The organism is Hoeflea marina (genome assembly GCF_003182275.1).
Taxonomy (GTDB): domain Bacteria; phylum Pseudomonadota; class Alphaproteobacteria; order Rhizobiales; family Rhizobiaceae; genus Hoeflea; species Hoeflea marina.
The window spans coordinates 1-25,398 of sequence record NZ_QGTR01000009.1; the positions used below are offsets into that span (position 1 = coordinate 1).

A 25,398-nucleotide genomic window follows, 5' to 3' on the forward strand; every position below is an offset into this window, starting at 1 on the left:
CGCACCATCCTGGTGACGCTCAAGGACCCGATCCCGGACGGCATCACCAAGGTGCGGAACCGCGTCGTCAACGACTGCATCATCACCGATGCGGTCACCGGCGCGCCCTGCGAGGTCAACCCGCCGACACCGCCGAAGGTCACTGTGGCCAAGACGCTGAGCGGCGAGAGCAATTTGCCCGCCGACGGCATCGTCCAGGCCGGCGAGACGCTGACCTACGATATGGTGCTGACCAACAGCGGCGGCAGTGATGTCACCGGCTATGTGGTCACCGACCGGTTCGACGCCAACACCAGCTTTGTTGCAGCCAGCGACAATGGCGCCGGAGGCAGCTTCGACACCTCCAACACCGCCGACCACGAGCTGGTCTGGACCGGCACGGTGCCGGCGGGCGGCACGGTGACGCTCACCATCACGGTCAAGGCCGCCGACAGCTTCCCCGACGGCGTGACCGAAGTGGTCAATCTCTGCCTGGTCGACAGCATCGAGCGCTGCCGGGTGAGCAATCCGCCGCAGGGATCGGTCGTTCCGACAAAGGAGCTTGTCGACGAGATCGGCGCCGTCAAGGACGAAGTTGCCCAGCCTGGCGAGACGCTCGTCTACGAGGTCACCGTGACACACACGGGCGGAGCGGCGGTGAACGATTACCGTCTCACCGACCGGTTCCTCCAGGTCGATGCCATCGCTTCGATCAGCAGCAGCGACGGCGGCGTGTCCGATGCATCTACAGGCATCACCACCTGGACGATCGACACGATCCCGGTCGGCGGCGTGGTGACAAGACAGGTCTCCGTGACCCTGAAGGCCGCGCTGCCGGTGGGACTGACCGAGGTCGTGAACCTGACGTTCGAAACGCCACAGGATCCGGACAATCCACCGCCACCCTGCGACCCCTTCAATCCCCCGCCCTATTGCGTCATCACGCCGATCAATCCGCCGGGAGATGCCGATGTGACGGTGCGCAAGCGGGCTGAAATGCACCAGGTTCAGCGCGGCGACGCAGTTCCCTACGTGATCACGGTGACCAACAACGCGGCGAATTCCGGTGTCACGCTGACCGTGACTGACCGGATACCCGCCGGGTTCCGATACATCGCCGACACTGCCACAATAGATGGCGTCGCAGCGACGCCGACCATTGCCGGCCGCACCCTGTCATTCCCCGGCGTCGTCTTTGCCCCTGGCCAGGAGCGGGAAATCCGGCTGCGGCTGCTTGTCCTGAGCACTGTCACGCCCGGAACCCACGTGAACTATGCCAATGCGCTGGATCCTGACGGTGACCCGGTGGGGCCGGATGCGCCAGCGGAAGTGGTCGTCCTTGCAGAAGCGATCTTCGATTGTTCGGAAGTCATCGGCAAGGTTTTCGATGACAGCAACCACAATGGCTACCAGGATCCCGGCGAACTGGGTCTGCCGGGAGTGCGTCTGGCGACTGTCAACGGCAATCTGATCATCACCGACAAGCATGGCCGCTATCACGTGCCCTGCGCCATGCTGCCCGACCAGCGCATCGGATCGAACTTCATCCTGAAGCTGGACACACGGACGCTGCCGACGGGATACCGGCTGACCACCGAGAATCCGAGGGTGGTTCGGCTGACCGCCGGCAACATGACCAAACTGAATTTCGGGGCGGCCATCGGGCGCGTGGTCCGGCTTGATCTCAATGACCAGGCATTCGAGGGCACCAGCCTGAAGTTGAAGCCGCAATGGCTGAGCCAGTTGCCGCAGCTGATCAGGATTCTGACCGAAGAGCCCTCACTGGTCCGTCTTAGCTACATCGATAGCCATGCGGACAAGACACTCGCCACCCAAAGACTTCGGGCTCTCCAAAAGGAGATCTCGTCGCTCTGGGCACGGAAGGGCGGACCGTATCGCCTGGAATTCGAGAAAATTGTGGAGATTGGCCAATGACCATCATTGTGAGCAGCGGTGTGGATTTGAGATCCCTGTCGAATTGCCGGAGAAGACCACAATTGCTTCTGCTCGGTGTGGCGATCGGTGCCGCTCTGGCGGGTGGTTCGTCCGCTTCGGCTCAGTCCGCCGTTACGTCTGCCAGCTGTGCCGGTGTGGGGTGTGGCTGGAACGTCCGCGGCAAGGCACTCGACAATTCGGCGGTCGGCAACATTGCTGTGGGCGAGAACACCGAGCATGAGAGCGCCGCTGACGAGGGGAGCATCCCTTTTCAAATCAGCGTCGACGGGGAGGTGGTTGACGAAAGCGGCCGCCGCGGGCCGCCGGCCCTCGGAACCGCCCAATCGGCCAAGCCGGTCGATCGGCAACGCAAGACGGATGTCGACCTCAGTGCCGTCGATATTCAGGTCAAGTTCGACGGCCTGGACCAGACGACATTGCTCAATGTCTCGACAACACCGATACGCCGGACCTATCAGACCGGCGAAACCGTCCGGTTTCTGGCGACATCGAACTATCCGGCATTCATTGATCGAGCCGAAATTCGCATCCGGAATTCGAGCCGCGTCAACCCGGTCGAACCCGTCTTCGTCTTGCCGGTGTCCGTCAATGGTGAAGCCAGTTGGGTGATGCCCGAATCCACAGTCTCGGACTTCGACTATGTTCTGCGGGTTTACGATGCTCAGGGACGCTACGACGAAACGCAACCCTTGACGATTGCGCGCAGCAGCCAGGCATTCGATGCGGCGGCGAAGACCGTGGCCGTGGCACCCGGGATGGCGGGGGATCGCACCGCCCTGCGCAACATTCCGGTATATGGCGGCGCCGTGACGGTTTTCGGCCGGAACGTTCCTGTCGGCTATTCGATCGAAGCATTCGGCGAGACGATCCCGCTTGATCCCGAGCAGTCCTTCGTGGTGCAACGGATCCTTCCGCCAGGCGATCATGCAGTCGACGTGGCGTTGAAGGGTGCCTCGAAAAGCGGCGGGCTTGCCTTCTCGCGGGACATCAACATTCCGAAGAATGACTGGTTCTATGTGGCCATCGCCGATCTGACGATCGGCAAGCGTTTCGCGGACAGCGGCATCGAGGCGGTGCGTGATGGCGACTATGACAGTGTCTACACCAAGGGCAGGCTGGCCTTCTATCTGAAGGGAAAGATCAAGGGGCGGTATCTTCTCACCGCCTCCGGCGACACCCGCGAGGATAAGATCGGAAACCTGTTCAAGGGGCTTGATTCCAAGGACGCCGAACAGGTCCTCAACCGGATTGATCCGGAAGATTACTATCCGGTCTACGGCGACGATTCCACCGCCTCGCAGGATGCGCCCACCGATGGCAAGTTCTATGTCCGGCTCGAGCGCGGCGACAGCCATGTCATGTGGGGCAATTTCAGGACAGCAGTCACCGATCCCACGTTCATCGGATCCAGCCGCAGCCTCTATGGGGCAAGCGCCGTCTATCGGTCCGAGGAGGTCACCTCCTATGGAGAGCGGCGCAGTGAGGCGAGCGTCTATGCCGCGCAGGGCGGCACGCTTCCGCAGAAGGATCAGTTCCTGGCTACAGGCGGTTCAGCCTATTTCCTCAAGCGCCAGGACGTCGCCATCGATTCGGAGACGGTTACCGTTGAGATCCGCGACAAGCTGACGGGCAACCTGCTGCAGACAACCACGCTGGTTGCCGGCGACGACTACACGGTGAACTACAGCCAGGGCCTGGTGATGCTGGCTCACGCCTTGTCCTCATCAACGATGACGACCGAAGCGGTGCGCAAGAGTGCGCTGGGCGGCCTCGATGTCTATCTGGTGGTGCAGTACGAATACACCCCTCTGGTGTCGGACACCGACAGCTATGCCTATGGCGGCAGGGCCCAGCATTGGCTTGGCGAGCATGTCCGCATCGGGGTTACCGGCATGACAGATACGACCGGCGACAGCGACTATGAAGCCATGGGTGCGGATCTTCGCCTCCAGCTTTCGAAAAAGTCCTTTCTGGAAGCCGAAATCGCGCGCTCCAAGGGATTTGGGTTCACCAGCACGACGTCAACCGACGGCGGGCTTTCGAGTTCTGCTGGCGATCAGATCGGCACACTGGACGAGGCAGTCGGCGCGTGGCGCCTGAAGGGAACCATTGATCTTGAGGATATCGGGGTGAAGCGGATCAAGGGGTCCGTCTCAGGCTATTACGAAGACAGGCCGAAGGGCTTTTCCACTGAGAGCCAACAGACGACGGATGACCGGAAGAGCTGGGGACTGCGCGGTCAGTTCGATATAACCGACAAGATCGGCATATCCATCGGCCATGACCAACTTCGGGTTGGCGATGGCCAGCTTCGAGATGACACGAACGCCGGGGTGAGCTGGGCGCTCAGCGAAAAGCTGAAGCTGACGGCGGGCGCCGCCCGTACCGCGATCGTATCGCCGTCGGCGATCCTGGCAGGCAAGTCCGGCTATGACGGTTCGAGAATGGATGGCGGCCTGCGAGCCGACTATCGAATTGACGACGACCGCTCCGTCTACGCGTTTGCGCAGGCAACAGTGCAGCAGAACGGGGATATTGCGCGAAACGACAGGGCCGGGGTCGGCGGCAAGATCCAGCTGACCGAAAAGGTCGGGGCATCCGCTGAGATTTCCGGTGGCACGAGCGGCATGGGCGGACTTGCCGGGCTTGAATACAAGCCCACTGCCGATGACAGCTATTCCGTCGGCTATCGCCTTGATCCCGATCGCGCCTCCAGCCTTGATGCCGCCAACGAGTTGTCCGGAACGGACGGGGGCGCCATTGTTTTCGGCGCCCGCAAGAAGGTCACCGAGCTCGCATCGGCATACACCGGCAGCAGCCTCGATCTGTACGGGCGTCGGCGGTCACTGACGCAAACCTACGGCATCACGTATACGCCGGACACTGTATGGACGATCGATGGCGGAGTGCAGACAGGCTCGATCCACGACACGACGATCGATCCGACCACAGCAAAGGAACGTTCGGATTTCACCCGCCAGGGTATTTCCGGCTCGGTCAGCTATAACAATGAAGCGACCGGTTTTCGGGGCCATGTCCGGACCGAATTGCGGCATGAGGACTCGCAGGACGATACGCGTGACGGAAACACCTATCTTCTGGCATCTGGCTTCACCATCAACAGCAGCCCGAACTGGCGACTGCTGGGGGGCCTGGATCTCATGGCCTCTCAATCAAAATCCGGCACGTATGATGACGGCACCTATCTCAAGCTGACGACCGGTGCGGCTTACAGGCCGGTCGACAATGACCGCTTCAACGGGCTATTCAAATACATCTATCTCTACGACGTGCCGGGCTCGAACCAGATATCCTCGGCAACCACGACAGGCGAGACGCTGCAACAGCGGAGCCATATCCTGTCGGCCGATCTTTCCTATGACCTCTATCCGTGGCTCACTGTCGGGACGAAGCACGGATTGCGCGTTGGCGAGGTCCGCGGGGGCGATGTCTATCCGGACTGGCAGGCCTCGATTGCCTATCTGGCGACTGCGCGAGCAGATCTTCACATTGTCAGGAACTGGGATGCGTTGGTTGAGGGGAGGGTCCTCTACATGCCGAGCGCCAAGACCGCCGACTATGGCGCTCTGGCAGCAATCTACCGCCACATAGGGGACAATTTCAAAGTCGGGGCGGGTTACAACTTCGGTCGCTTCAGCGATGACCTCAGTGATCTGACGCTTGATGACGGCGGAGTTTTCACAAACGTTGTCGGCAAATTCTGATGGCGGCCGTCGCGACGGCGGACGAACGGGCCGCCGACGGACAGGAAGGCCGGCAGCGGCCGTCGACTGTTCTTCGCCGGCCCGCGCACACCATTGAATTCACGCAGCGCGATTTGACAGGAACTGGGAAATCGACATGGCACAACCGCTTCAATTGAATCCATTCCTTTCTGTTCTCAGGCGGATCATTGATCATGGCTGGAGGTTTGTCCTGCCGTCGGATGAGCAACCTGGCCTGCCGATGGAAAGGGGAAGCCCGCCCCTGCCTGAGCGCAGCTGCATCGATGTGCTGATCGTCGAAACGGATGAAGTCGACCTGATCATCCTGTCTTATGCATGCGCATGCATGGGTTACAGTTTCCGGGTCGCGCGTTCGGGAAACGAGTCGGCTGCGTTGTGCGAACTGTTTCAGCCGAGATTGGTGCTGGTGGATCTCAGCCTGCCGACCCATGAGGTCATGAAGGCCTGCCGAACCTTCCGTGCGCTGTGGCGGGATCCGTCGGACGAGATCGCAATTATCGGGATGTTGTGCCCGGCTGCGGAAGGGGAGGCCATCCTGCTCCAGGAGACGGGAATAGGTCACGTTCTGTCCAAACCGGTGAGCGCAGTCCGCGTGCGGGAGGTTCTGCAGGGCAGGATCACCGCAGGCGTCATTGACATCGCAGCATGACCCGGTGTCCAGGCGCGCCAATGCAGTGGCTGGCAGAGTGCGATCGCCGCCGGTTTCTGCGCGTCGCCGTCGCCGCTGCGGCGCAAGGGCTGGTCTGCGGCGCAAGGTCGGCCAGCGCGGAAAGCCGGCAGCGAGACGGACAGCCAGATCTCGATGCGGCATTTGATCCGCGCCTGGTCTATGCGGCAACCCAAGACAATGGAATCCACGTTCCGGCAGTCAATTTCGGCAGGTTGAAGCCGCAATTTCATCGAACGCTGGTTCGTGCATCGGAGGACATGCCGGAAAACACCATCGTGATCCGGCTCGCGGAGCATCACCTCTATTTCGTCCGATCCGACAGATTGGCCTTCCGATATGGGATTGGCGTCGGACGCGACGGGTTCAGCTGGACCGGGGCGGGCATCATCAGCCATCAGAAGGCGTGGCCAAGCTGGACGCCGCCGGGGGACATGATCGAGCGGCTGCCGGAATTGCAACGCTACAGCAAGGGCATGCCCGGTGGACTGGGCAACCCGCTCGGCGCGCGCGCTCTTTACATCTATCAGGGTGGCGCCGACACGCTCTATCGTGTCCACGGGACGCCGGAATGGTGGAGCATAGGAAAATCGATGTCCTCCGGCTGTATCCGGATGATCAATCAGGATGCCATTCACCTTGGCCGGCACGTGGAAAATGGCACTCCCATTATCGTGTCGTGAGAGGTTCGCCTGCGAGTTCTGGTCTGCAGCGTGGCTCGATCTTGGAGTCGGGAGTTGGGGTCCGGTCGGGCCGGACAGGCAGCCGCGCGGGGCTCGCCGGAGATATAAATTGCCCCCGCCTTGATCCCGGTCGAAGTCACCGGATCAAGACGAGGGCAGCGCTGCTTGAAAAATTGATAGAGTAAATCTTTCAATCATTTATTGGTCATCAAAATCTTGGCGATCACGCCGGTCTCGGTTGGCGTGGCCGCTGTCGTTGTTGGCGACGGTCAGATGATCGACGATTTTCAGGTCAAGCGGAATTGCACTCCGGGCAGATGGCTTGTCGTTTTGTGCAATTGTGTCCGCATCTCGAATGGCATGGCCGCAGCTGCCGCCGCTGCCGGCAGCTGCGCAGCTGTATGCCGCTGAAGCGGGCAGAGACCTCTCCTCTCACAGCTTTCAAATGCGGGCCTGATCGAAAGTTGCACATCCCGACAAGCGGACAGCACCCTCAGCCCTTCCGTTGCCGGGTGCTTCCATCGAAACTGCCGGCCAGTGGCTGGTGATCTCGAAGGGAAGTCGATCATGGATGACAATGTCCTCAACCCTACGGAAGACGTCATCGAAGATTCCTATCGCGGCGATGTGATCATCGCCATGTGCATTGCTGCGATTTCCGGTGCGGTTGTCGGATTTATGGCGCGCGGCGAGTTCATGGGCACAGTCGCGGTGGTACTCGGCAGCGTTGCCGGCGCCTGTGTCGGCTGGAAGATACGGCCCGGCCGATGAACAGGCCCACCGTGATCCAGGGCAGATTTGGTCGCCGGAAAAAGGGCGAAGCGGACCAGATGTCGGCTCAGCCACGGCCATGCCGGAGTGCCAATGAGGAACAGTCGCCAGACTGTGCAAGACTTGATGCTCTCGCCGCCGAACTCATCAGACTTTATGGTGAGCCGCCCCTCGACGGAAGAATCCAGATCGAAACCTGCAAGAGCGCCAGATCGCCCAAGCTGCTCATCCAGAGCAGCAGCGGAGTGCTGCTGACCGTGCAGATAAATCCCGAATCGGGATATTTCATCATGTGTGAGTGCCTGGCCTCCGATGATTGTGTGGTCATGACCGCCAGCATCGACCGGCTGATCGACCATATTGTCTGCCAGATTTCCCGTCGCCTCGACGATCTCGCCCCGCGGGTCCTCGACAATGCGGTCGATGTCCTGGTGGGTTGCTCGGTGGCTGAAACCGAAAAGCGGCTGATCTTGAGGACATTGCAGTTCTACAAGGGCGATCGCAGGCAATCGGCATTTGCGCTGGATATCCCGATGGAAGATCTGGCCGACAAGTTGAGGGGCTACCTTATATCTGTCGTCCATCTGCGCTCGATGCGTTGAAGGCAGCTGCGGGCACCGGGCCGTTCCAGCATGGATTGTGCCCCTGGAATGACATGCGGACTTGGCCGGTCTAGGCCGCAGCGGCCTGACCGGGAAGACGTTCTGGTCCGCCAGTCTGCGGGAGACCGACGATTGCTTGGCCCGGGCGTTTGCTGGCAGCTCCGCCGCGGTTGCCTGGAGAATATGGACCTCCTGCACAAAATGAACCTCCGGGTGCATTCCACGACAACGGCAAGCGAAGAGGCGCGTTGTAGTATGAGCGAAGATGCATGGACCGGAGAAGCGGGTGTGACGCCGGCATTGGATCCCATCGTTGCTGCAATTGAATTGAAGCCGCTGCAATCGCCCCAAAGGCTGCCGCGAAATGCTTCAAAGGGGTGCAAATCTTGAGGAAACCGATCTCTGTCCTGACCTGCCTGCTGTCCGCCGGCTTGGCGGTGCCTGCTCTGGCGCAAGACGCTGGCTCCTTGCTGCACCAGCAGCAACAGCGTCAGTCGGCGCTGGCGCCATCGCGGTTGCCTGCAACCGAAGAGGCGTCGCCCAAGTCCGACGGGATTGTCATTGCCGGCACCGAGAGCGGCCGGACCATCGTGGTCAAGCATTTGCGCTTCTCAGGCAAGCTCGCGCTGCTGCCCGAAGCCGGGCGGGCGCGCATCCGGGCTGCCGTCGAGGGCAAGCGGCTGGGCATCGCCGGCATCAGGGCGATTTCCGATGCGGTCACCATGGCTATCCAGCAGCAGGGCCGAATGCTCGGTTACGCCGTGCTGCCGCCCCAGGACATCACCGAGGGTGTCGTCACGGTCGAGATCGCCGAGGGCGTGCTTGAGGCGAGCGACTTCGAGCGCCACGGCACCGTGCGCGCCCGCGGCGAGCGGCTTGCAGCCATCCTCGCGGGCCGCGTCGATCCCGAAAGCGTCACCAAGCCGGACCTGGAGGCGGCCCTGCTGCGGATGAACGACCATGCCGGCGTCACCGCGCGGGCACGTCTGATGTCGGGCGCCGCGCCGCATTCGAGCCGGCTGGTGATCGGCGTCGAGCAGGCGCCGCTGTTGTCGGCAAGCCTCTGGGGCGACAATGCGGGTTCCGCCTCTACCGGTCGGGCCGAGGCCAGCGCCATGGTGACGATCACCGATCTCAGCGGCTATGGCGACCGGACGCAGCTGACATCAACCGTGTCTGAAGGCCAGCGTTTCGGCCAGCTCGGCTTCAGCCTGCCCATCGGCACAACGGACTTCACCATCAACGCCAATTACGGCTATCTAGACTATGCCAACATCGATGATGTCGGAAAGGCATTGGGGCTGGAAGGCTACGCCCACTATGCCGGATTGGAACTGTCCTACAGCCTCGTCCGCTCGCGTGATCTCAATGTCTGGCTCTCCACCGCGCTTAACGGCAAGGCGCTCGTCGATGACAGCCTGCTTGGCCGGTTGCAGGACAAGCGCCTAGTCTCCGGCCGGCTCGGCATCGACGGCGAACGCCGTGACGCAATGTTTGGCGGCGGGCTTGGCAACTGGTCGCTGGGCTGGACCTATGGCGATCTCGACCTGTCGGGCGAGCCCAGCGCGCTCGCCATCGATCAGGCAAGCCTGAAGACGCAGGGTGACTTTCATGTGCTCGACGCGCGAGTCTCGCGGCTGCAGCAACTGCCCGGCGCCTTCTCGCTGTTCGGCAGCGTCTCGGGCCAGTGGGCAAGCACGAATCTCGACAGTTCGCAGGATCTCTCGCTTGGCGGCCCCGGCGGCGTCCGCGGCTATCCGGTGGGCGAGGGACGCGGCGACATGGGCGCGGTCGGAACGCTGGAGCTGCGCTACGACACGCCGTTGCCCGAGGCCTGGGGAGAGCTGCAACTGGCCGGCTTCCTCGACGCCGGCCATGTCTGGCTCAACCGCAACGCCGGCAGCGTGGCGAGCGTCAATGCCTGCGGCTGCAACGACTACTCGCTTGCCAGCGCCGGCCTGTCGGCACGCTGGGCCCGCGATGCCATGAACCTTTCGGTCTCCTGGGCCGCGGGACTCGGCGACAATCCCGGCCGCTCCGCGCTCACCGGCGAGAACGCCGACGGCGGCACCAGCAGCCAGCAGTTCTGGCTGCAGGGCTCCATCAAATTCTGAGGATACGGACATGAACAGACTTTATCGTCACATCTGGTCGAAGATCCTCGGGCGCCTCGTGGTGGTGCCGGAATGCGCCCGCGGCGGCGGTGGCGGCAAGAGTGGGCGGCGCAGGAACCGGCAGCGGCCGGGAGCGCTCACATCAGGCACGATGAGTTCCGGGCCTGGGTCGGCCTGCCACACTGTTCCCGACTTCTCGCTGACCCGGGCGGTCAACACCCTGCTCGCGGTGCTGGTCAGCAGTTCGATGCTGACGCAGCCGCTGCATGCCCAGGACCTGCTGCCGACCGGCGGCCAGGTGGTGTCGGGAGCGGCCACCATCGCCTCGAGCGGCGGCGCCATGGTGATCAACCAGTCCTCCGACCGGATGATCGCCAACTGGCAGGGCTTTTCCATCGGCGCCGGCAACTCCGTCACCTTCAACCAGCCCGGCTCGTCCTCGGTGGCGCTCAACCGCGTCACCGGGCAGTCGGCGAGCCAGATTCTCGGCAGCCTCAACGCCAATGGCCAGGTCTTCCTGATCAATCCCAACGGCATTGCCATCGGCGCCGGCGGCAGCGTGCAGACCGGCGCCTTCGTCGCCGCGACGCTGGGGCTGGGCGACGCGGACTTCCTGTCCGGCGACTATAAGTTCTCGGGCACCGGCGGCGCGATCAGCAATGCGGGCGCCATCGAGGGCACAACCGTGGCGCTGATTGCCCCCAATGTCTCCAACACCGGCACGATCCGCGGCAACACGGCGCTGGCGGCCGGCACCGGCGTGCTGCTCGATTTCGATGGAGACGGCCTGCTCTCGGTCGAGGTCACGGAGTCGACCATGGCGACGCTGGTCGAGAACAAGGGCGTGATCGCCGCCGATGGCGGCGTGGCGATCCTCACGGCCAAGGGCGCCTCGGCGGCCAGGAAGGGCGTGGTCAACACCACCGGCACGATCGAGGCAAGTTCGATCGGCACGAGGGATGGCCGCATCCTGCTGCTTGCCGACATGGACACAGGCGAGGTCAAGGCTGGCGGCAGGCTCAGGGCCCGATCCGTGGAGACCTCGGCGGCGAAGGTGACGCTCGACAGGGATCTCAAGGTCGACACCGATGGCGGCCACTGGCTGATCGATCCGATCGACATTCTCATCGACGCGGCGTCTGCCGCAGCGATTGAGACCGGCCTTGCCAGCGGCAACGTCACGGTCTCGACCTACAATGGCGGCGCCGGCGCGGAACCCGGCAACATCACCGTCGACGCGGCGATGTCGTGGGACGCCCATGTGCTGACGCTGCGCGCCGACAACGACATCGCCATCAATGCCAGCCTGACCTCAAGCGGCACGACCGCAAGCGACGGTCTGGTGCTGCAATACGGCCAGACAACGGGCACCGGCAGCTACACCATCAACGCGCCGGTCAATCTCGCCTCGGGCAGCCTGTTTCAGACAAAGAGCGGCACCGATGCGGCCGTCACCTGGACGGTGCTCACCGGGCTTGGCGCCGAAGGCAGCACCAGCGGCGCCGACCTGCAGGGCATCAGCGGCAATCTCTCCGGGCATTTCGTGCTCGGCGCCGACATCGACGCGTCCGCCACAGCAGGCTGGAACGGCGGCGCCGGCTTTGATCCGCTCGGCAATGCGGGGGCTATCATTTTGGGGGATCCGTCAACGAACTTCACGGGCAGTCTTGACGGGCTCGGCCACACGATCAGCGGCCTGACCATCAACCGGCCCGGCGAAGGATTTGTCGGATTGTTCGGCGTCGCCAATGGTGCGCCGATCCGCAACCTTGGCCTGGTCGGCAGCTCTATTGTTGGAAACTACGATGTCGGCGGGCTAGCAGGCCATCTTTCTGACACCGAAATCAGCAATGTCTATTCAATCGGCACCGTCAGCGGCATCTCGAGAGTTGGCGGGCTGGTTGGCTTTGGCCGAAGTACCTTCAGCAATGTCCACTCCGCCGGCTCGGTAACAGCGGCCAACTGGGATGCCGGCGGGCTGATCGGCGCTGCCGATTCAGGCACCCGGGTCATCAATTCCCATAGCACGGCTGCGGTGACGGCCGGGGTTAGCACAGCGGGCGGCCTGATCGGAGAAACGCAAGCTACCGAGATTGTCAATTCCTACGCTACGGGAGCCGTGAGTGGAGCGGTCTCGACCGGAGGCCTGGTGGGCCACGCGCACAATGCGACCAGCATAGATGGTTCCTATGCTTCCGGCACGGTTGCCGGGAGTGAAAACGTTGGCGGTCTGGTCGGCTGGCTGGAAAATTCGAGGATCACCCAATCCTATGCGACAGGCTCCGTCAGCGGTGACACCATTGTCGGAGGCCTCGTCGGGCGTGCAGAAGATCATGGCACCAACGTTACAGGTATTGCCAACGCCTATGCCACCGGCCTGGTGAGCGGCACCGAGTCGGGTGGATTGATTGGGCAAGTTTATGTGTCCGATCCGACATCCTCGGTCGAGATCGCAGATAGTTTCTGGGACATGGACACGACCGGTCAGTCTGCCGGTTGCGGTTCGGGCGATTGCACCGGTGCCACCGGTCTCTCCACCGCCGGCGCTCTGACCCAGGCCGCCTATGCGGGCTTCGACTTCACCAATGACTGGTTCATGATCGAGGGTTCGACGCGGCCGTTCCTGCGCTCGGAATATTCCACCACCATCACCAACACGCATCAGCTGCAGCTGATGGCGATGGACCTGTCGGCGAGCTATCTGCTCGGCAACGACATCGACTTCGGCAACGATTTCAGCGATGGCAGCCGTTCCGACATGTGGGCGACTTCGGCCGGTGCCGGCAGCGGCTTCGATCCCGTCGGCGATCTGGCAGCCAGATTCACCGGCGGCTTCGATGGCCGGGACCACACCATCTCCAACCTCGGCATCAATCGGGCCGGCGACGGCTTCGTGGGCCTGTTCGGCTATGCCTCGGGTGCCAGCATCGGCCATGTCGGCCTGGTCGGCGGCTCGATCCTTGGCAGTTCCAAGGTCGGTGCGCTGCTCGGCCGCGCCGATGACAGCGACATCATCGATGCCTATGCCACAACCTCGGTCACCTCCATAGCCAACAAGGCGGGCGGGCTGATCGGCTATGCCGTCGGCGGCTCGATCACCGGTTCCCACGCCGGCGGCGCGGTTGGCGGTGTGGACAATGTTGGCGGTCTTGTCGGGCAAGCGGATGAGGTCACGATCACCGATGCCCATGCCAGCGGCACCGTCAGCGGCCGAGCGACAGTCGGTGGCCTGGTCGGCTACGGCGCCAACCTCACGGTCGACGATGCCTATGCCGAGGGGGCGGTTGACGGGACCGGCGACTATGTCGGCGGCCTGATTGGCGTCGTTGCCACGGGCGGTACGCTGACCCGAACCCATGCCACGGGCGACGTCACCGGCAACGCCCAGGTCGGCGGGCTTGTCGGCGGAACCAGCGGTGTCACCATCAGCGATGGCTATGCCACTGGAACGGTCTCTTCCGTGAGCGGCGCCAGCATCGGCGGCCTCATCGGCTATGCCGAAGGCGGGTCGATCACCGGTTCGCATGCCAGCGGCGACGTTTCCGGCGAGGACCAGGTCGGTGGACTTGTCGGCGGTGCAGCCCTTGTCACGATCAGCGATGTACATGCGGAAGGCAGTGTTGGCGGCAACCAGGGTATCGGCGGGCTGGTTGGCCGCGCCTTTGACAGCGCCATCAGCGCTGCATACGCGACGGGTGCCGTTGTTGCCACTGGCGTGAGCGGCAGCAGCAGCCAGATTGGCGGACTGGTTGGCCTGGTTTTCGGTGGCACGCTGACCAGCTCGCATGCCGGCGGTGATGTCACCGGCGACACCCAGGTCGGCGGGTTGGCCGGTTATGCCGATAGCGTCGCAATCAGCGACGTCTACGCCGAAGGCGCGGTCACCGGCACCGGCTCGAGCGTCGGCGGCCTGGTGGGCTACGCCAATGGCGGGTCGATCAGCGATGCGCACGCCACCGGCGCGGTCGGAGGCAGCACACAGGTTGGCGGTCTGGTCGGCTTTGCCCAGGCGAATGAAATCAGCGACGCTTATGCCAGCGGTGCGGTCAGCTCGAGCGGGCACAATGATGCCGGCGGGTTGGTCGGATATGCCGAGGAGGCCACGATTACCGACGCCTATGCCACAGGTACGGTCGGCGGCCATCAGGCTGTTGGCGGTCTGGTCGGATATGCCTATGACAGCATCATCAGCAGGGCTTTTGCCAGCGGTACGGTCACGGGCAGCGGAATTTATGTCGGCGGACTGGCCGGTGTCGCCAATGCAGGCGCGATCAGCGATGCCTATGCCAGCGGCGCGGTCAGCGGCAGCGATTACGTCGGCGGGTTGACCGGGTTTGCCCGCGACGGAACGATCAGCAAGACCTATGCCAGCGGCCTGGTCAGCAGCGGCGGCACGAATGTCGGCGGGCTGTCCGGCTATCTGCTCGACGGCAGCATCGACTTGAGCTTCTGGGATCTGGAAACCACCGGCCAGGCACAGGCCTGCGGATTCGGGGTTTGCGGCGCCACCGGCCTGACCACGGCAGCGATGAACAATCCCTTCAGCTTCATGGACGCCGGTTGGGATTTCTCTTCGGTGTGGGGCAAGCTCAAGTCCGGCGGTGCGCCGGTGCTGCGCACGCTCGCCGCGGATCCGGTCTATGATTATTATGTCCGGCTGTCGGGCAACGTTATCAGCACGTATGGCGACGTGGCGCCGACCGACGGCGTCACGCTCGACGGCATAGGCGTCGACAATGTCGGCCTCGCCTTCTCCACCGGCACCAATGCCGGCAGCCACGCTTTCAGCGAAAGCGGCGTTGTCACACTGAGCTACGCGACCGGCACGGCCGCGGACTATTATGTCGACTATGGCAGCGGCGCCGTCACCGTCAACAAGCGGGTGCTGGATCTCTCCGGCGGCCGCGCCTATGACGGCACCACCACGGTGGGCGCGGGCGCGCTGACGCTCGGCAACCTCGCCAATGGCGAGGCGCTGATCCTGTCGGGCGCCGGATCGGTGGCCGACAGGAATGTGGGCACCGGCAAGGAGATTGCGCTGGGTACGCTCGGGCTTGCCGACGGCACCGGGCTCGCCTCGAACTACACGCTCACCGGCGGCACCGCCACGCTCGACATCGCCAGGGCGCTTCTGACGCTGGCAGGCTTCACCGCGGACAACAAGACCTATGACGGGACCACAGCGGCGACAATCGCTGAGACGGGCACGTTGTCCGGGCTGATCTCGGGCGACGACGTCTCGTTCTCCGGCACAGGGGCGAGCTTCGCCGACAAGAATGCCGGCAGTGGCAAGACAGTGACGCTTGTCGGCATCGGGCTGTCGGGTGCGGATTCGGCCAATTATTCGATCTCCGCCACCGCCACCACCACGGCCGACATCGCCAAGGCGCTGCTGACGCTGGCGGGCTTTACCGCAGACAACAAGACCTATGACGGCACCAAATCGGCGACCATCGCCGATGCGGGTGCCTTGACGGGGCTCATCTCCGGCGACGACGTGTCCTTTGCCGGCACCGGCGCAAGCTTTGACGACAGGAACGCCGGCAGCGGCAAGACCGTGACGCTCGGCGGTATTTCGCTTTCGGGAGCTGACGCCTCAAACTACTCGGTCGCCGCCACTGCTGTGACGACGGCCGACATTGCCCGGGCGGTGATCTCCGCCGTAACCGGCATCGTTGCCTCGAACAGGACCTATGATGGCACCACGGCAGCGACGCTGGACACTTCCACCGCAGGCTTCACCGGCATCATCTCGGGCGACGAGCTGACGGTGGCGAGCGCCAGCGGCGCATTCGACGACAAGAACGCCGCCAGCGGCAAGACGGTGCGGATCACCGGGCTCGGCCTCGGCGGCGGCGATGCCGGCAACTATACGCTGGCCTCGAGCGTCGCCACCACGACAGCCGACATCGCCAGGGCGGTGATCTCTGCGATCACCGGGATCGCGGCCTTGGACAAGACCTATGACGGCACCACCGATGCGACGCTGGACGCCGCCTCTGCGGGTTTCACCGGCATGATCTCGGGCGACGATCTCGCCGTAACCGGCGCGACCGGCGCGTTCAACGACAAGAACGCGGGGACAGGCAAGAGCGTGGCGATCTCCGGGCTCAGCCTCGGCGGTGCCGATGCAGGCAACTACACGCTGGCTTCGACCACGGCCACCGCGACCGCCGATATCGCCAGGGCGCTGCTGACGCTGGCGGGCTTCACGGTCGAGAACAAGACCTATGACGGCACCACCGATGCAACCATCGCCGACGCCGGAACGCTGTCCGGACTGGTCTCGGGGGACGACGTGACCTTCGCCGGCACCGAGGCGAGCTTCGCGGACAGAAATGCCGGCACGGGCAAGACCGTCACGCTCGCCGGGGTTTCGCTGTCGGGCGCGGACGCCGCCAATTATGCGATCGCCGCCACGGCCACCACGACCGCCGACATCGCCCGCGCGGTAATCTCTGCCATCACCGGTATCGTCGCCTCGAACAGGACCTATGACGGCACCACGGCAGCGACGCTGGACACTTCCACCGCAGGCTTCACCGGCATCATCTCGGGCGACGAGCTGACGGTGGCAGGCGGCACGGGCGCGTTCGAGGACAAGAATGCCGGAGCCGGCAAGACGGTGGGGATCACCGGGCTCGGCCTCGGCGGCGGCGATGCCGGCAACTACACGCTGGCCTCGAGCCTCGCCACCACGACCGCCGACATCGCCCGGGCGGTGATCTCGGCGATCAGCGGCATCATCGCCTCGGACAGGACCTATGACGGAACCACCGACGCAACGCTGGACACCGCTTCCGCCGGCTTCGCCGGCATCATCTCGGGTGACGAGCTGACGGTGGCAGGCGGCACGGGCGCGTTCGAGGACAAGAATGCCGGAACCGGCAAGAGCGTTGACATCACCGGACTGACATTGGGCGGCGCCGACGCAGGCAACTACACGCTCGGCTCGACGGTTGCGTCCACCACGGCCGATATCGCCAAGGCGGTGATTTCTGCCATCAGCGGGATCGCGGCCTCGGGCAAGACCTATGACGGCACCACCGAAGCGACGCTGGATACCGCCTCTGCGGGCTTCAGCGGCATGATCTCGGGCGACGATCTCGCGGTAGCCGGGGCCACCGGCGCGTTCAACGACAAGAACGCCGGGACAGGAAAGAGCGTGGCGATCTCCGGGCTCGGCCTCGGCGGGGCCGACGCAGGCAACTACACGCTGGCTTCGACCACGGCCGCCACGACCGCCGACATCGCCCGGGCGGTGATCTCGGCGATCACCGGCATCGTCGCATTCGATAAAGCCTATGACGGCACGACGGCGGCGACGCTGGATACTGCTTCGGCGAGCTTCACTCAAGTGATCCCTGGCGATGTGCTGACGGTAGCGACGGGTTCTGGCACCTTCTCAGATGGCAGCGCCGGTAGTGGCAAGACAGTGCGGATCACCGGCCTGTCGCTTGGTGGCGTTGACGCTGGAAATTACACACTTGCCGATACGACTGCGTCAGCGCTCGCTACCATCAGTGGTCAAACGCAGGTGCCAGAACCCCAAGCGCTGCCACTCTTGAGACCAGAACTTGAAAGTGCATCGGCTGAAACCAGTGACTTTGACCGATGTATTTCATCTGAATTTCTATTGACGCCCGCACCGCTCATAAGCTTCGTCACATCCCAATTGTCGGCCGAAACTGCCGGCCCCAATTCTCCTTGCAAAGGAGACCCTGTTCAGTGACAGCCACCGGCCATTTTGCCGAGTTCTCTCGTATCGGAGCGAAAGCCATTGCGTTTGCCGTCGCCATTTGTGCCGCATCTGTTGCGGTCTCCATGCCCTTGGCCGGAGGTCTGGGTTCGCTTGTTCGCCAGACGTAGCAGCGTGCAGTTGTGAAGCTGCGGTCCCGAGCAAGATCAGACTCTATCCATTCAGTGGACATTGGCGCCGCTTCAGATCCCATCAAGGGCGAAGCAACTAACAAGCCTCTGTGCAATCAGGCCCCCGCAGCCAGACCAAACCAAACAAGTCACCGCAAACGCCTCCCGCAGGGAGGCTTTCTGTGTTCAAGACATCTGAAAGCGGGATTCAGACGACTGCCGAAAGGTCGCCAATCCCCCGCGAAGCCCCGGGCGTAAGAGGAGTCGCGATCGGCACGATAAGGTCAAGGCCAGAATCGCTTCCGAGAGCCTGCGGTTAACGCGCGGCAGGGCAAGCTCGTTTTGCCCCCACCCGATAACGGAATAGAATTCACAGCTGTGCTCATCGAGCCCCTGCCTCCTGACCGCCGATGAAAGAACCCAGCCGCGCCAAGATGACAGTCTGTCACGATTCGTCTTGCCGGCCCTGATTCGGCTTCGTCCCACCCGGTGCGGAACGACCGCGCCGCCGCTGTCGCCGTGCGACGAACCGGACGCGTGGAGGGGTTGCGCGCCCAGGACTCTGCGTTCGCACGAATCAATCTCGGCGAACGCTGCACTTTCCGTGGCGCCGAGGCGGACTGCCGTGACGTCCCACATGTTCGACCCTCTGCGGGATCCCAGGCCGCAGCGCCTGTTGTCAGGGTGCCAGTTCGGAGAGCAGTCGCACCCAGCTTCGAATGCCCTTGCGCAGGCGCTCGGTATCGAACCTCTCGTTGGGCGCGTGGATGGCATCGCCGGCCAGGATGAAGCCGAAGCTCACGCAGTCGATCCCGAGCGCCGCCGACAACCAACCGACGACGGGAACGGTTCCGCCGGTTCCCTTGATCAGTGCGGGCTCGGACCACTCGGCATCGAGCGCCCGCCGCGCGGCGCCTATATAGGGACCGGTTTCCTTCATCGAGACCGGCGCCGTTCCATATTCACCCTCGAACTCCGCCCGGCATCCTGCAGGGAGCTGGTCCTCGACAAATGCGCGGAACAGTAGACGCAAGCGTTCGGGCTGCTGCCTGCCGACGAGGCGAAACGTCAGCCTGGCCGATGCGGTGCCCGGCAGCACCGAGCGCTCCGTCGGACCGGTATTGCCGCCCCAGATGCCGTTGATGTCGATCCCTGGACGGCCCCACATCAATTCGATCGGCCCGAGGCCGCCTTCATCGGGGCCACCCTCTATCGATACGCCGGCGAGCGCCTCTGTGACGTCAAGCGTTTCCCACTGGGCGCGCAATTCGGGCGAAACCGACTCGACGCCGTGGTAAAATCCGTCGATCGACACGACGCCGTCGTCATCATGGATCGCGCCGAGAATTTTCGTGAGAATGCGCAGCGGATTGGCCGCCACATTGCCGAAATGGCCGGAGTGGAGGTCGCCGTGCGGGGTGACGATGGTGACTTTCTCGTGAACAAGGCCCTTGAGGCTGGTGGTGATCGCCGGTCGCGTGGGAGACCACATCTCGCTGTCGCTGTTGAAGGCCACGTCGCAGGCAAGGGTCTGCCTGTGGGATTCGATGAAGGCCGGAAGGCTCGACGAACCGAACTCTTCTTCCCCTTCGAGCATCACGGTGACATTGACCGGCCAACCGCCGCGGGCTTCTTTCCAGGTCCGCAAGGCTTCGATCACGGTCCAGAGCTGCCCTTTGCTGTCGGAAGCGCCGCGGGCGTAGATCCGGGTCAGGCCATCCTCTTGTTTGAGCGCCGGCTCGAAGGGGGGCGTATCCCAGTCCGCCAACGGCTCAGGGGGCTGGACATCGTAATGCCCGTAGAAAAGCACCGTGGGACGGTCCGGCTTGCGCTCGGATCGCGCCATGACGATGGGGTGACACTCGGTTGCGACGACATCCGCCTGAAGCCCGATGTCCCGGAGCTGGTGGGCGAGCCAGTCAGCGCAGGCGGCGATGGCCGCGCTTCCCGCGGGTTCGCTGGAGACGGAGGGTATCTGCAGAAGCGCGATCAGGCGGTCGATGGAGCCGCCCAGACCGTCCTCCACCTGCTGGAGAACGTCGTCGATTGAAGCCTTGTCTTCCATGCCTGTCACAGGACCTTCGAGAGAAATGCCTGCGTCCGCTGTTCCCGGGCATTGCCGAGGAGCTCCGAGGGCCTGCCTTCCTCGACGATCACGCCCTCATCCATGAAGATGACATGATCGGCGACTTCCCGCGCAAAGCCGATCTCATGGGTGACGAGCATCATCGTCATTCCGGCGCTCACCAGTGACTTGATGACCTCGAGCACCTCGCCCACCAGCTCCGGATCGAGCGCCGAGGTCGGTTCATCGAACAGCATGACTTCCGGCTCCATCGCCAGCGCCCGTGCAATGGCCACGCGCTGCTGCTGGCCACCCGAGAGCTGGGCGGGATATCTGTCGCCCAGACCGGCCAATCCGACGCGGTCCAGCAAGGCAAGACCCCGCTGGCGCGCCTCCGCCTTCCGTTCCCCGTTGACGTGCACCGGCCCTTCGATGACGTTCTGCAGGGCGGTCATGTGCGGAAACAGGTTGAAACGCTGGAACACCATTCCGGTCCGCCGCCGTTGGCGGGAAACCTGCCCCGGCGAAAGCGGATAAAAGCTGCCGTCGCGTTCCCGGTAGCCCTGGAGCTCGCCGTTTATTTTCACGCGGCCGCCGGAAATCGATTCGAGCTGGTTGACGCATCGAAGCAGGGTCGATTTGCCGGAGCCGGATGGGCCGATCGCTACACAAATCTCACCCTTGGCGACCTTCAGGTCGACCCCGCGCAAGGCATGGTATTGGCCATAGTGTTTGTGAACGCTGTCCATCTCGACGCTGAGCGTGTGTGTGCTGTTGCTCATCATCTTACACCCTCCTTCGGCATGTCGTGGCCGCGGCCGTAATGGCGTTCAAGGTAGTATTGGCCGACCATCAGGATGGAGGTGATGAAAAGGTACCAGGTCGCCGCCACCAGCAGGAGCGGAACCGGGAGATAGGTGCGGTTGGCGATCGCATTGGTGGCGAAAGTCAGATCCAGCGTGAAGGGAACTGCAAGGACCAGCGAAGTCAGCTTCAGCACGCCGATGGTCTCGTTGCCCGTGGGAGGGATGATGATTCGCATCGCCTGGGGGATGAGGATGCGGGTCCATATCTTCGGCTTCGTCATGCCGATCGCCTGGGCGGCCTCTGTCTGGCCCCGATCGATGGCGCGGAACCCCGCGCGAAAGATTTCGCTCAGATAGGCGGTTTCATTGAAGCTCAGGCCGGCGATGGCCGCCACGGCCGGGGTGACGACCCAGCGGCTGTCGACCGAGAGAAGCTCAGGTCCGAAAGGGACCGCGACAGAGATCCTCGGAAACAGCACCGCGAACAGCCCCCAGAAGGCAAGCTGCGTATAGATCGGTGTGCCGCGGAAGAACCAGACCCAGAACCAGGCTACGCCCTGAAGGATCGGATTTTCGTTCTCGCGCATGATGACGAGGGCGAGGGCGAGGGGGATCGAAATCGCCATCGAGACGACGGTCAGCAGCAGCGTCCAGCCCACCCCGCGCAACACGAAGGGGGAGAACAGGTAAGTGAAATAGGTATCCCAATGGAAATTGGGGTTGTTTGCCATGCCCTGGCCGGCTTGCAGAGCGATGATCACGATCAGGATGGCGACCAGCCAGCGTCCCGGGTGGCGCCTTTGCACCACCCGGTTCTGCACGACATCGACATTGCAGGGTGCCGCCGCGTTCGGTCGGCGCCCATCCTGCAGCTCATTGATGTCGTCTTTTGTCACGTCAATGCTCCGGATCGGGGTTGATCTCGATCTTCTTGATGCCGACGCCGCTCATGCCCCAGGCGTCGAGAATGGCGCCATAGGTCCCGTCCTCGATCATCGCGGTCAACGTATCGGCGATCAGTTCGGTCAGTTCCATGTCTGCCTTGGCCACCGGAATGCCGTTCAGGCCCCGGAAGTTGAGCGTGTCGCCCACAGGGGTCACGGTTTCAAGCACGCCATCCGACTTGAATGCGGCATAGTAGGCTGTCGCGCTGCCGGTCATGGTGGCGTCTGCTCCGCCCGCCGCCACCCGGGTCACCGCTTCTGTCTGGTTCTGGAAGGGCAGGAATTCCATTTCCGGCTTTCCGGACGCCACGCAATCCTCATTGACGATGTGCAGCTTCTTTTCATGGTCGGTTCCGCTTTGGACGGCAATCTTGCGGCCGCAGATGTCGACCGGATCAAAGCCGTCCGGATTGCCGGCGCGGATGACCCATTCATTGCCGGTTTCGGTGTAGGAGACGAAGTTGACGACCTTCATCCTCTCGGCGGTGATCGAGAACGCGTTGAGGCCGATATCGTAATTGGCTCCGAGCGCGGGAATGATGGTGGTGAACTGGGCGGTGCGCGATTCGTATGTCAGTCCCAGCTTGGCGGCGATCGCATTGCCGATGTCGATGTCGATCCCTTCGGGCGTCTGGCCATCGTCGCCGGCCATGTATTCCCAGGGGGCGTAGTTGTTGTCCGATCCGCCCACGAGCACGCCCGCCTGGCGAATGCGTTCGGGGACGCGGGCGGCAAGTTCTTTGTCCACCTTGATGCCCGAGGTGTCGTACCCCTCTGCGCCTGCCGGACCGGAGAGGCTTGTCATCATGAAAATCGCGATTGCCGATGCAGCGGTCATCCATTTATGTCGAGTTGTCATTGTCATTCCCCTTACATGATTTGGTGGCCACAGGATCTGAAGTCCTCCCTTTGCAGGACGGGAGGAGGCCACGTCGCCCCCCGCCTGAATGAGCCTGCCGTCGGGGTGACCGGTCGTTGGGTGCCGGATCATCCCTTCCAAGCCGCAATCAAATTCCCACGGCGATGCCTCCGCTCGAATCCGGTGCTGAGAGCGCGCGGAAAAACCGTTCGAGGTCGGCGCGGATATCGTCCGGATGCTCCATGCCGAGGCTAATCCGCAGAAGGTGATCGGCGCCGGTCCAGGGCACGGCCGTTCGCTGGCTCTTCACCGACGCGGGCGCGATCAGGCTGCGGGTGCCGCCCCACGATGCGCCGATCGAGAGCAGTTCGAAGGCGTCAAGCGCGGCGAAAATCCGCCCGGCGACGGAGGAGTCGACGGTGAAGGTGAAGACGCCGCAGGCGCCCTTGAAGTCGCGCTGCCAGATCGCATGGCCGGGGTCCGATGGCAGTGGCGGATAGAACACCCTGTCTACCAAGGGATGGTCCGCCAGCCATTCGGCGATCGCAAGGGCCGAAGAGGAGGCGCGGGCAAGGCGGACGGCGAGCGTTTCTATCCCCCTGAGAACCAGAACGCAGTCGTCGGGGGAGACGCCGATGCCAAGGCGTCCAAAGGCCGCCTTCAAGCGACGGCCCAGCTCCTCGTCGCGGACGGTGACCGAGCCCATCAGAATATCGGAATGCCCGCCGAAATGCTTGCTGAGAGCCTCGACTGCGATATCCGCGCCATTCTCGAGTGGGCGAAAATTGAGCGGCGAAGCCCAGGTGTTGTCGCATCCCAGCAGCGCCCCGGCGTTATGGGCGAGCTCCGCGATCCGCGGCATATCCTGCATTTCCATGGTGATGGAGCCGGGAGATTCGACCCAGACAAGCCGCGTCCTGTGCTCGAGATGACCGGCGAGCGCGCCGAGATCCATCGGGTCGTAGAAGACCGCCTCAATGCCGAGCGACCTGGCCTCATTGACCGCGAAATCCCGCACAGGACCATAGGTGGCGTCCGGGATGAGAATGCGGTCGCCGTGGCAGAGGATCGACAGCAGCGTCATGGTGATCGCTGCCTGGCCCGAAGGGGCGAGGACCGTGCGCGCACCGCCATGCAGTTCGCTGATCTTGAACTCGAGATGACGATGGGTCGGCGTGCCGTAGAGGCCATAAACATAGCTGTCGGCGTCGCGTTCGAAGCGGGAGGCGAAAGCTGTCGCGTCGGGGTAACGGATGGTTGACGCCCGGTAGATCGGCACTGTCAGGCTGTCGAAGCCGTCCAGGCTGACCGGGGAAGGGACCACGCAACGCGTTTCGTCATGCATGCGGACATTCTCCTTGATTGAGGAGAAAGTTGACATGCCCATACCTATTCTGTCTAACATTAATGAATAGGCATTCTATTCGGTTTGGTTATAGGATTGAAAATGGATGTTCGACAGATCGAGACCTACCAGGCGGTGATGACCTTCGGCACCACGTCGAAGGCGGCGGAGGTGCTCGGCATGTCGCAACCGGCGGTCAGCAAGGCCATCATGACGCTGGAGCGGTCGATCGGATTCAAGCTCTTCGATCGCGAGAAGGGACGGCTGACGCCGTCCGCCGAGGGACAGCTGTTCTACCGCGAGGTGCAGGCCTCGCTGGCGGGGATCGCCAAGCTGAGGAGTTCGGCTGCGCGCATTCGTGACTATGGGTCGGGTGATATCCGGGTCGCCTGCCTGTCGGCCTTCAGCACGAACATCACGCCGCGCGCCATCGCCAGCTTCCGCAAGCGGCATCCAGACATCGCGGTCACGCTCACGGTGGCGGCTTCCTCCGTCATCCGGGACATGGTCGCCGCCAATCAGGTCGATATCGCCATCACGGCCGACGAGGTCGAGACCACCGGTATCGAGGTGGCCCCGTTCGTGAATGTACCGGCAGCCATCGCGCTGCCGCCGCACCACCCGTTGATCGCCAAGCAGCTCATCAGGCCCGAGGATCTTGACAGTATCGACTTCGTCGCGCTTGCGCCCGAGGATACGACGCGGCAGGAGGCCGAAGCCATTTTCGCCCAGCATGGCGTTGCGCCGAAGGTGATCGTTGAAACCGCCTATTCGTCGGTGGTCTGCGCGCTCGTGCTCGAAGGCGTCGGCTGCGGGATCGCCGATCCGGTCACGGCAGTCGGATACGTGGAACGCGGCCTGGTCATCCGGCCGTTCGAACCTGCGATCAGCTTTCGGACCCTGCTTCTGTTTCCGCCGCGAAAGAAATCACGTCTGGTACAGGAAATGGCGGATATGCTCCGGGCCGAAGCCGCGAAGATGACATGAGGAGA

General features: G+C 63.2%; 13 protein-coding genes and 1 pseudogene. 9 read left to right on the top strand and 5 right to left on the bottom strand.

The window, feature by feature from the left end; all coding sequences use genetic code 11:
- From DFR52_RS23000 to DFR52_RS23040, 8 genes and pseudogenes are all read left to right on the top strand, one after another.
- Positions 1-1,914 (top strand): annotated as a pseudogene (locus tag DFR52_RS23000) (DUF11 domain-containing protein); the annotation flags it as partial.
- Positions 1,911-5,660, top strand: a complete 3,750-nt coding sequence (locus DFR52_RS23005; RefSeq protein ID WP_110034433.1) for a hypothetical protein — start codon at positions 1,911-1,913, stop codon at positions 5,658-5,660. The pseudogene DFR52_RS23000 and the gene DFR52_RS23005, both read left to right, overlap by 4 nt.
- A gap of 136 nt (positions 5,661-5,796) precedes the next feature.
- Positions 5,797-6,330, top strand: coding sequence for a response regulator (locus DFR52_RS23010; RefSeq protein ID WP_110034434.1), 534 nt, complete (start codon positions 5,797-5,799; stop codon positions 6,328-6,330).
- Between the two features lie 20 nt (positions 6,331-6,350).
- Positions 6,351-7,031 (top strand): L,D-transpeptidase, encoded by a 681-nt coding sequence (locus DFR52_RS23015; RefSeq protein WP_110034435.1) that lies wholly within the window; start codon positions 6,351-6,353, stop codon positions 7,029-7,031.
- A 567-nt stretch (positions 7,032-7,598) separates the two neighbouring features.
- The gene (locus DFR52_RS23025; protein ID WP_110034437.1) at positions 7,599-7,802 is read left to right on the top strand and encodes a hypothetical protein; all 204 of its coding nucleotides are present in this window, start codon (positions 7,599-7,601) and stop codon (positions 7,800-7,802) included.
- The gene (locus DFR52_RS23030) at positions 7,799-8,404 is read left to right on the top strand and encodes a hypothetical protein (protein WP_110034438.1); all 606 of its coding nucleotides are present in this window, start codon (positions 7,799-7,801) and stop codon (positions 8,402-8,404) included. The genes DFR52_RS23025 and DFR52_RS23030 overlap by 4 nt, the downstream gene beginning before the upstream one ends.
- A 515-nt stretch (positions 8,405-8,919) precedes the next feature.
- Complete coding sequence (locus DFR52_RS23035; protein ID WP_245415461.1) at positions 8,920-10,518, top strand: ShlB/FhaC/HecB family hemolysin secretion/activation protein; 1,599 nt, start codon at positions 8,920-8,922, stop codon at positions 10,516-10,518.
- 10 nt (positions 10,519-10,528) lie between these two features.
- Positions 10,529-18,250 (top strand): YDG domain-containing protein, encoded by a 7,722-nt coding sequence (locus DFR52_RS23040; protein WP_110034439.1) that lies wholly within the window; start codon positions 10,529-10,531, stop codon positions 18,248-18,250.
- A gap of 816 nt (positions 18,251-19,066) precedes the next feature.
- On the opposite strand, the gene DFR52_RS23045 is transcribed toward DFR52_RS23040, so the two are convergent.
- The 5 genes from DFR52_RS23045 to DFR52_RS23065 all read right to left on the bottom strand — a co-directional run bounded on the left by DFR52_RS23045 (position 19,067) and on the right by DFR52_RS23065 (position 24,406).
- Positions 19,067-20,452 (bottom strand): M20/M25/M40 family metallo-hydrolase, encoded by a 1,386-nt coding sequence (locus DFR52_RS23045; protein WP_110034440.1) that lies wholly within the window; start codon positions 20,450-20,452, stop codon positions 19,067-19,069.
- Between the two features lie 5 nt (positions 20,453-20,457).
- Positions 20,458-21,237: an amino acid ABC transporter ATP-binding protein gene (locus DFR52_RS23050; RefSeq protein WP_210205901.1), complete on the bottom strand. Its 780-nt coding sequence runs from the start codon at positions 21,235-21,237 to the stop codon at positions 20,458-20,460.
- Positions 21,234-22,154, bottom strand: coding sequence for an amino acid ABC transporter permease (locus DFR52_RS23055; protein ID WP_245415462.1), 921 nt, complete (start codon positions 22,152-22,154; stop codon positions 21,234-21,236). The genes DFR52_RS23050 and DFR52_RS23055 overlap by 4 nt, the downstream gene beginning before the upstream one ends.
- Position 22,155: 1 nt before the next feature.
- On the bottom strand, positions 22,156-23,061 hold the full coding sequence (locus DFR52_RS23060; RefSeq protein WP_158285030.1) for an ABC transporter substrate-binding protein: 906 nt from the start codon (positions 23,059-23,061) through the stop codon (positions 22,156-22,158).
- 148 nt (positions 23,062-23,209) lie between these two features.
- Entirely contained in the window at positions 23,210-24,406 is a 1,197-nt protein-coding gene (locus DFR52_RS23065) for a trans-sulfuration enzyme family protein (protein WP_110034442.1), read from the bottom strand.
- A gap of 102 nt (positions 24,407-24,508) precedes the next feature.
- Between DFR52_RS23065 and DFR52_RS23070 the strand changes: the two genes are divergently transcribed.
- On the top strand, positions 24,509-25,393 hold the full coding sequence (locus DFR52_RS23070) for a LysR substrate-binding domain-containing protein (protein WP_110034443.1): 885 nt from the start codon (positions 24,509-24,511) through the stop codon (positions 25,391-25,393).
- Positions 25,394-25,398: the final 5 nt, after the last annotated feature.

Bases quoted from the DNA above. Each gene is read 5' to 3' on its own strand.
- DFR52_RS23005 (WP_110034433.1), top strand. From the start codon at position 1,911: ATGACCATCATTGTGAGCAGCGGTGTGGATTTGAGATCCCTGTCGAAT.
- DFR52_RS23010 (WP_110034434.1), top strand. From the start codon at position 5,797: ATGGCACAACCGCTTCAATTGAATCCATTCCTTTCTGTTCTCAGGCGG.
- DFR52_RS23015 (WP_110034435.1), top strand. From the start codon at position 6,351: ATGCAGTGGCTGGCAGAGTGCGATCGCCGCCGGTTTCTGCGCGTCGCC.
- DFR52_RS23025 (WP_110034437.1), top strand. From the start codon at position 7,599: ATGGATGACAATGTCCTCAACCCTACGGAAGACGTCATCGAAGATTCC.
- DFR52_RS23030 (WP_110034438.1), top strand. From the start codon at position 7,799: ATGAACAGGCCCACCGTGATCCAGGGCAGATTTGGTCGCCGGAAAAAG.
- DFR52_RS23040 (WP_110034439.1), top strand. From the start codon at position 10,529: ATGAACAGACTTTATCGTCACATCTGGTCGAAGATCCTCGGGCGCCTC.
- DFR52_RS23045 (WP_110034440.1), bottom strand. From the start codon at position 20,452: ATGGAAGACAAGGCTTCAATCGACGACGTTCTCCAGCAGGTGGAGGAC.
- DFR52_RS23050 (WP_210205901.1), bottom strand. From the start codon at position 21,237: ATGATGAGCAACAGCACACACACGCTCAGCGTCGAGATGGACAGCGTT.
- DFR52_RS23060 (WP_158285030.1), bottom strand. From the start codon at position 23,061: ATGACAACTCGACATAAATGGATGACCGCTGCATCGGCAATCGCGATT.
- DFR52_RS23065 (WP_110034442.1), bottom strand. From the start codon at position 24,406: ATGCATGACGAAACGCGTTGCGTGGTCCCTTCCCCGGTCAGCCTGGAC.
- DFR52_RS23070 (WP_110034443.1), top strand. From the start codon at position 24,509: ATGGATGTTCGACAGATCGAGACCTACCAGGCGGTGATGACCTTCGGC.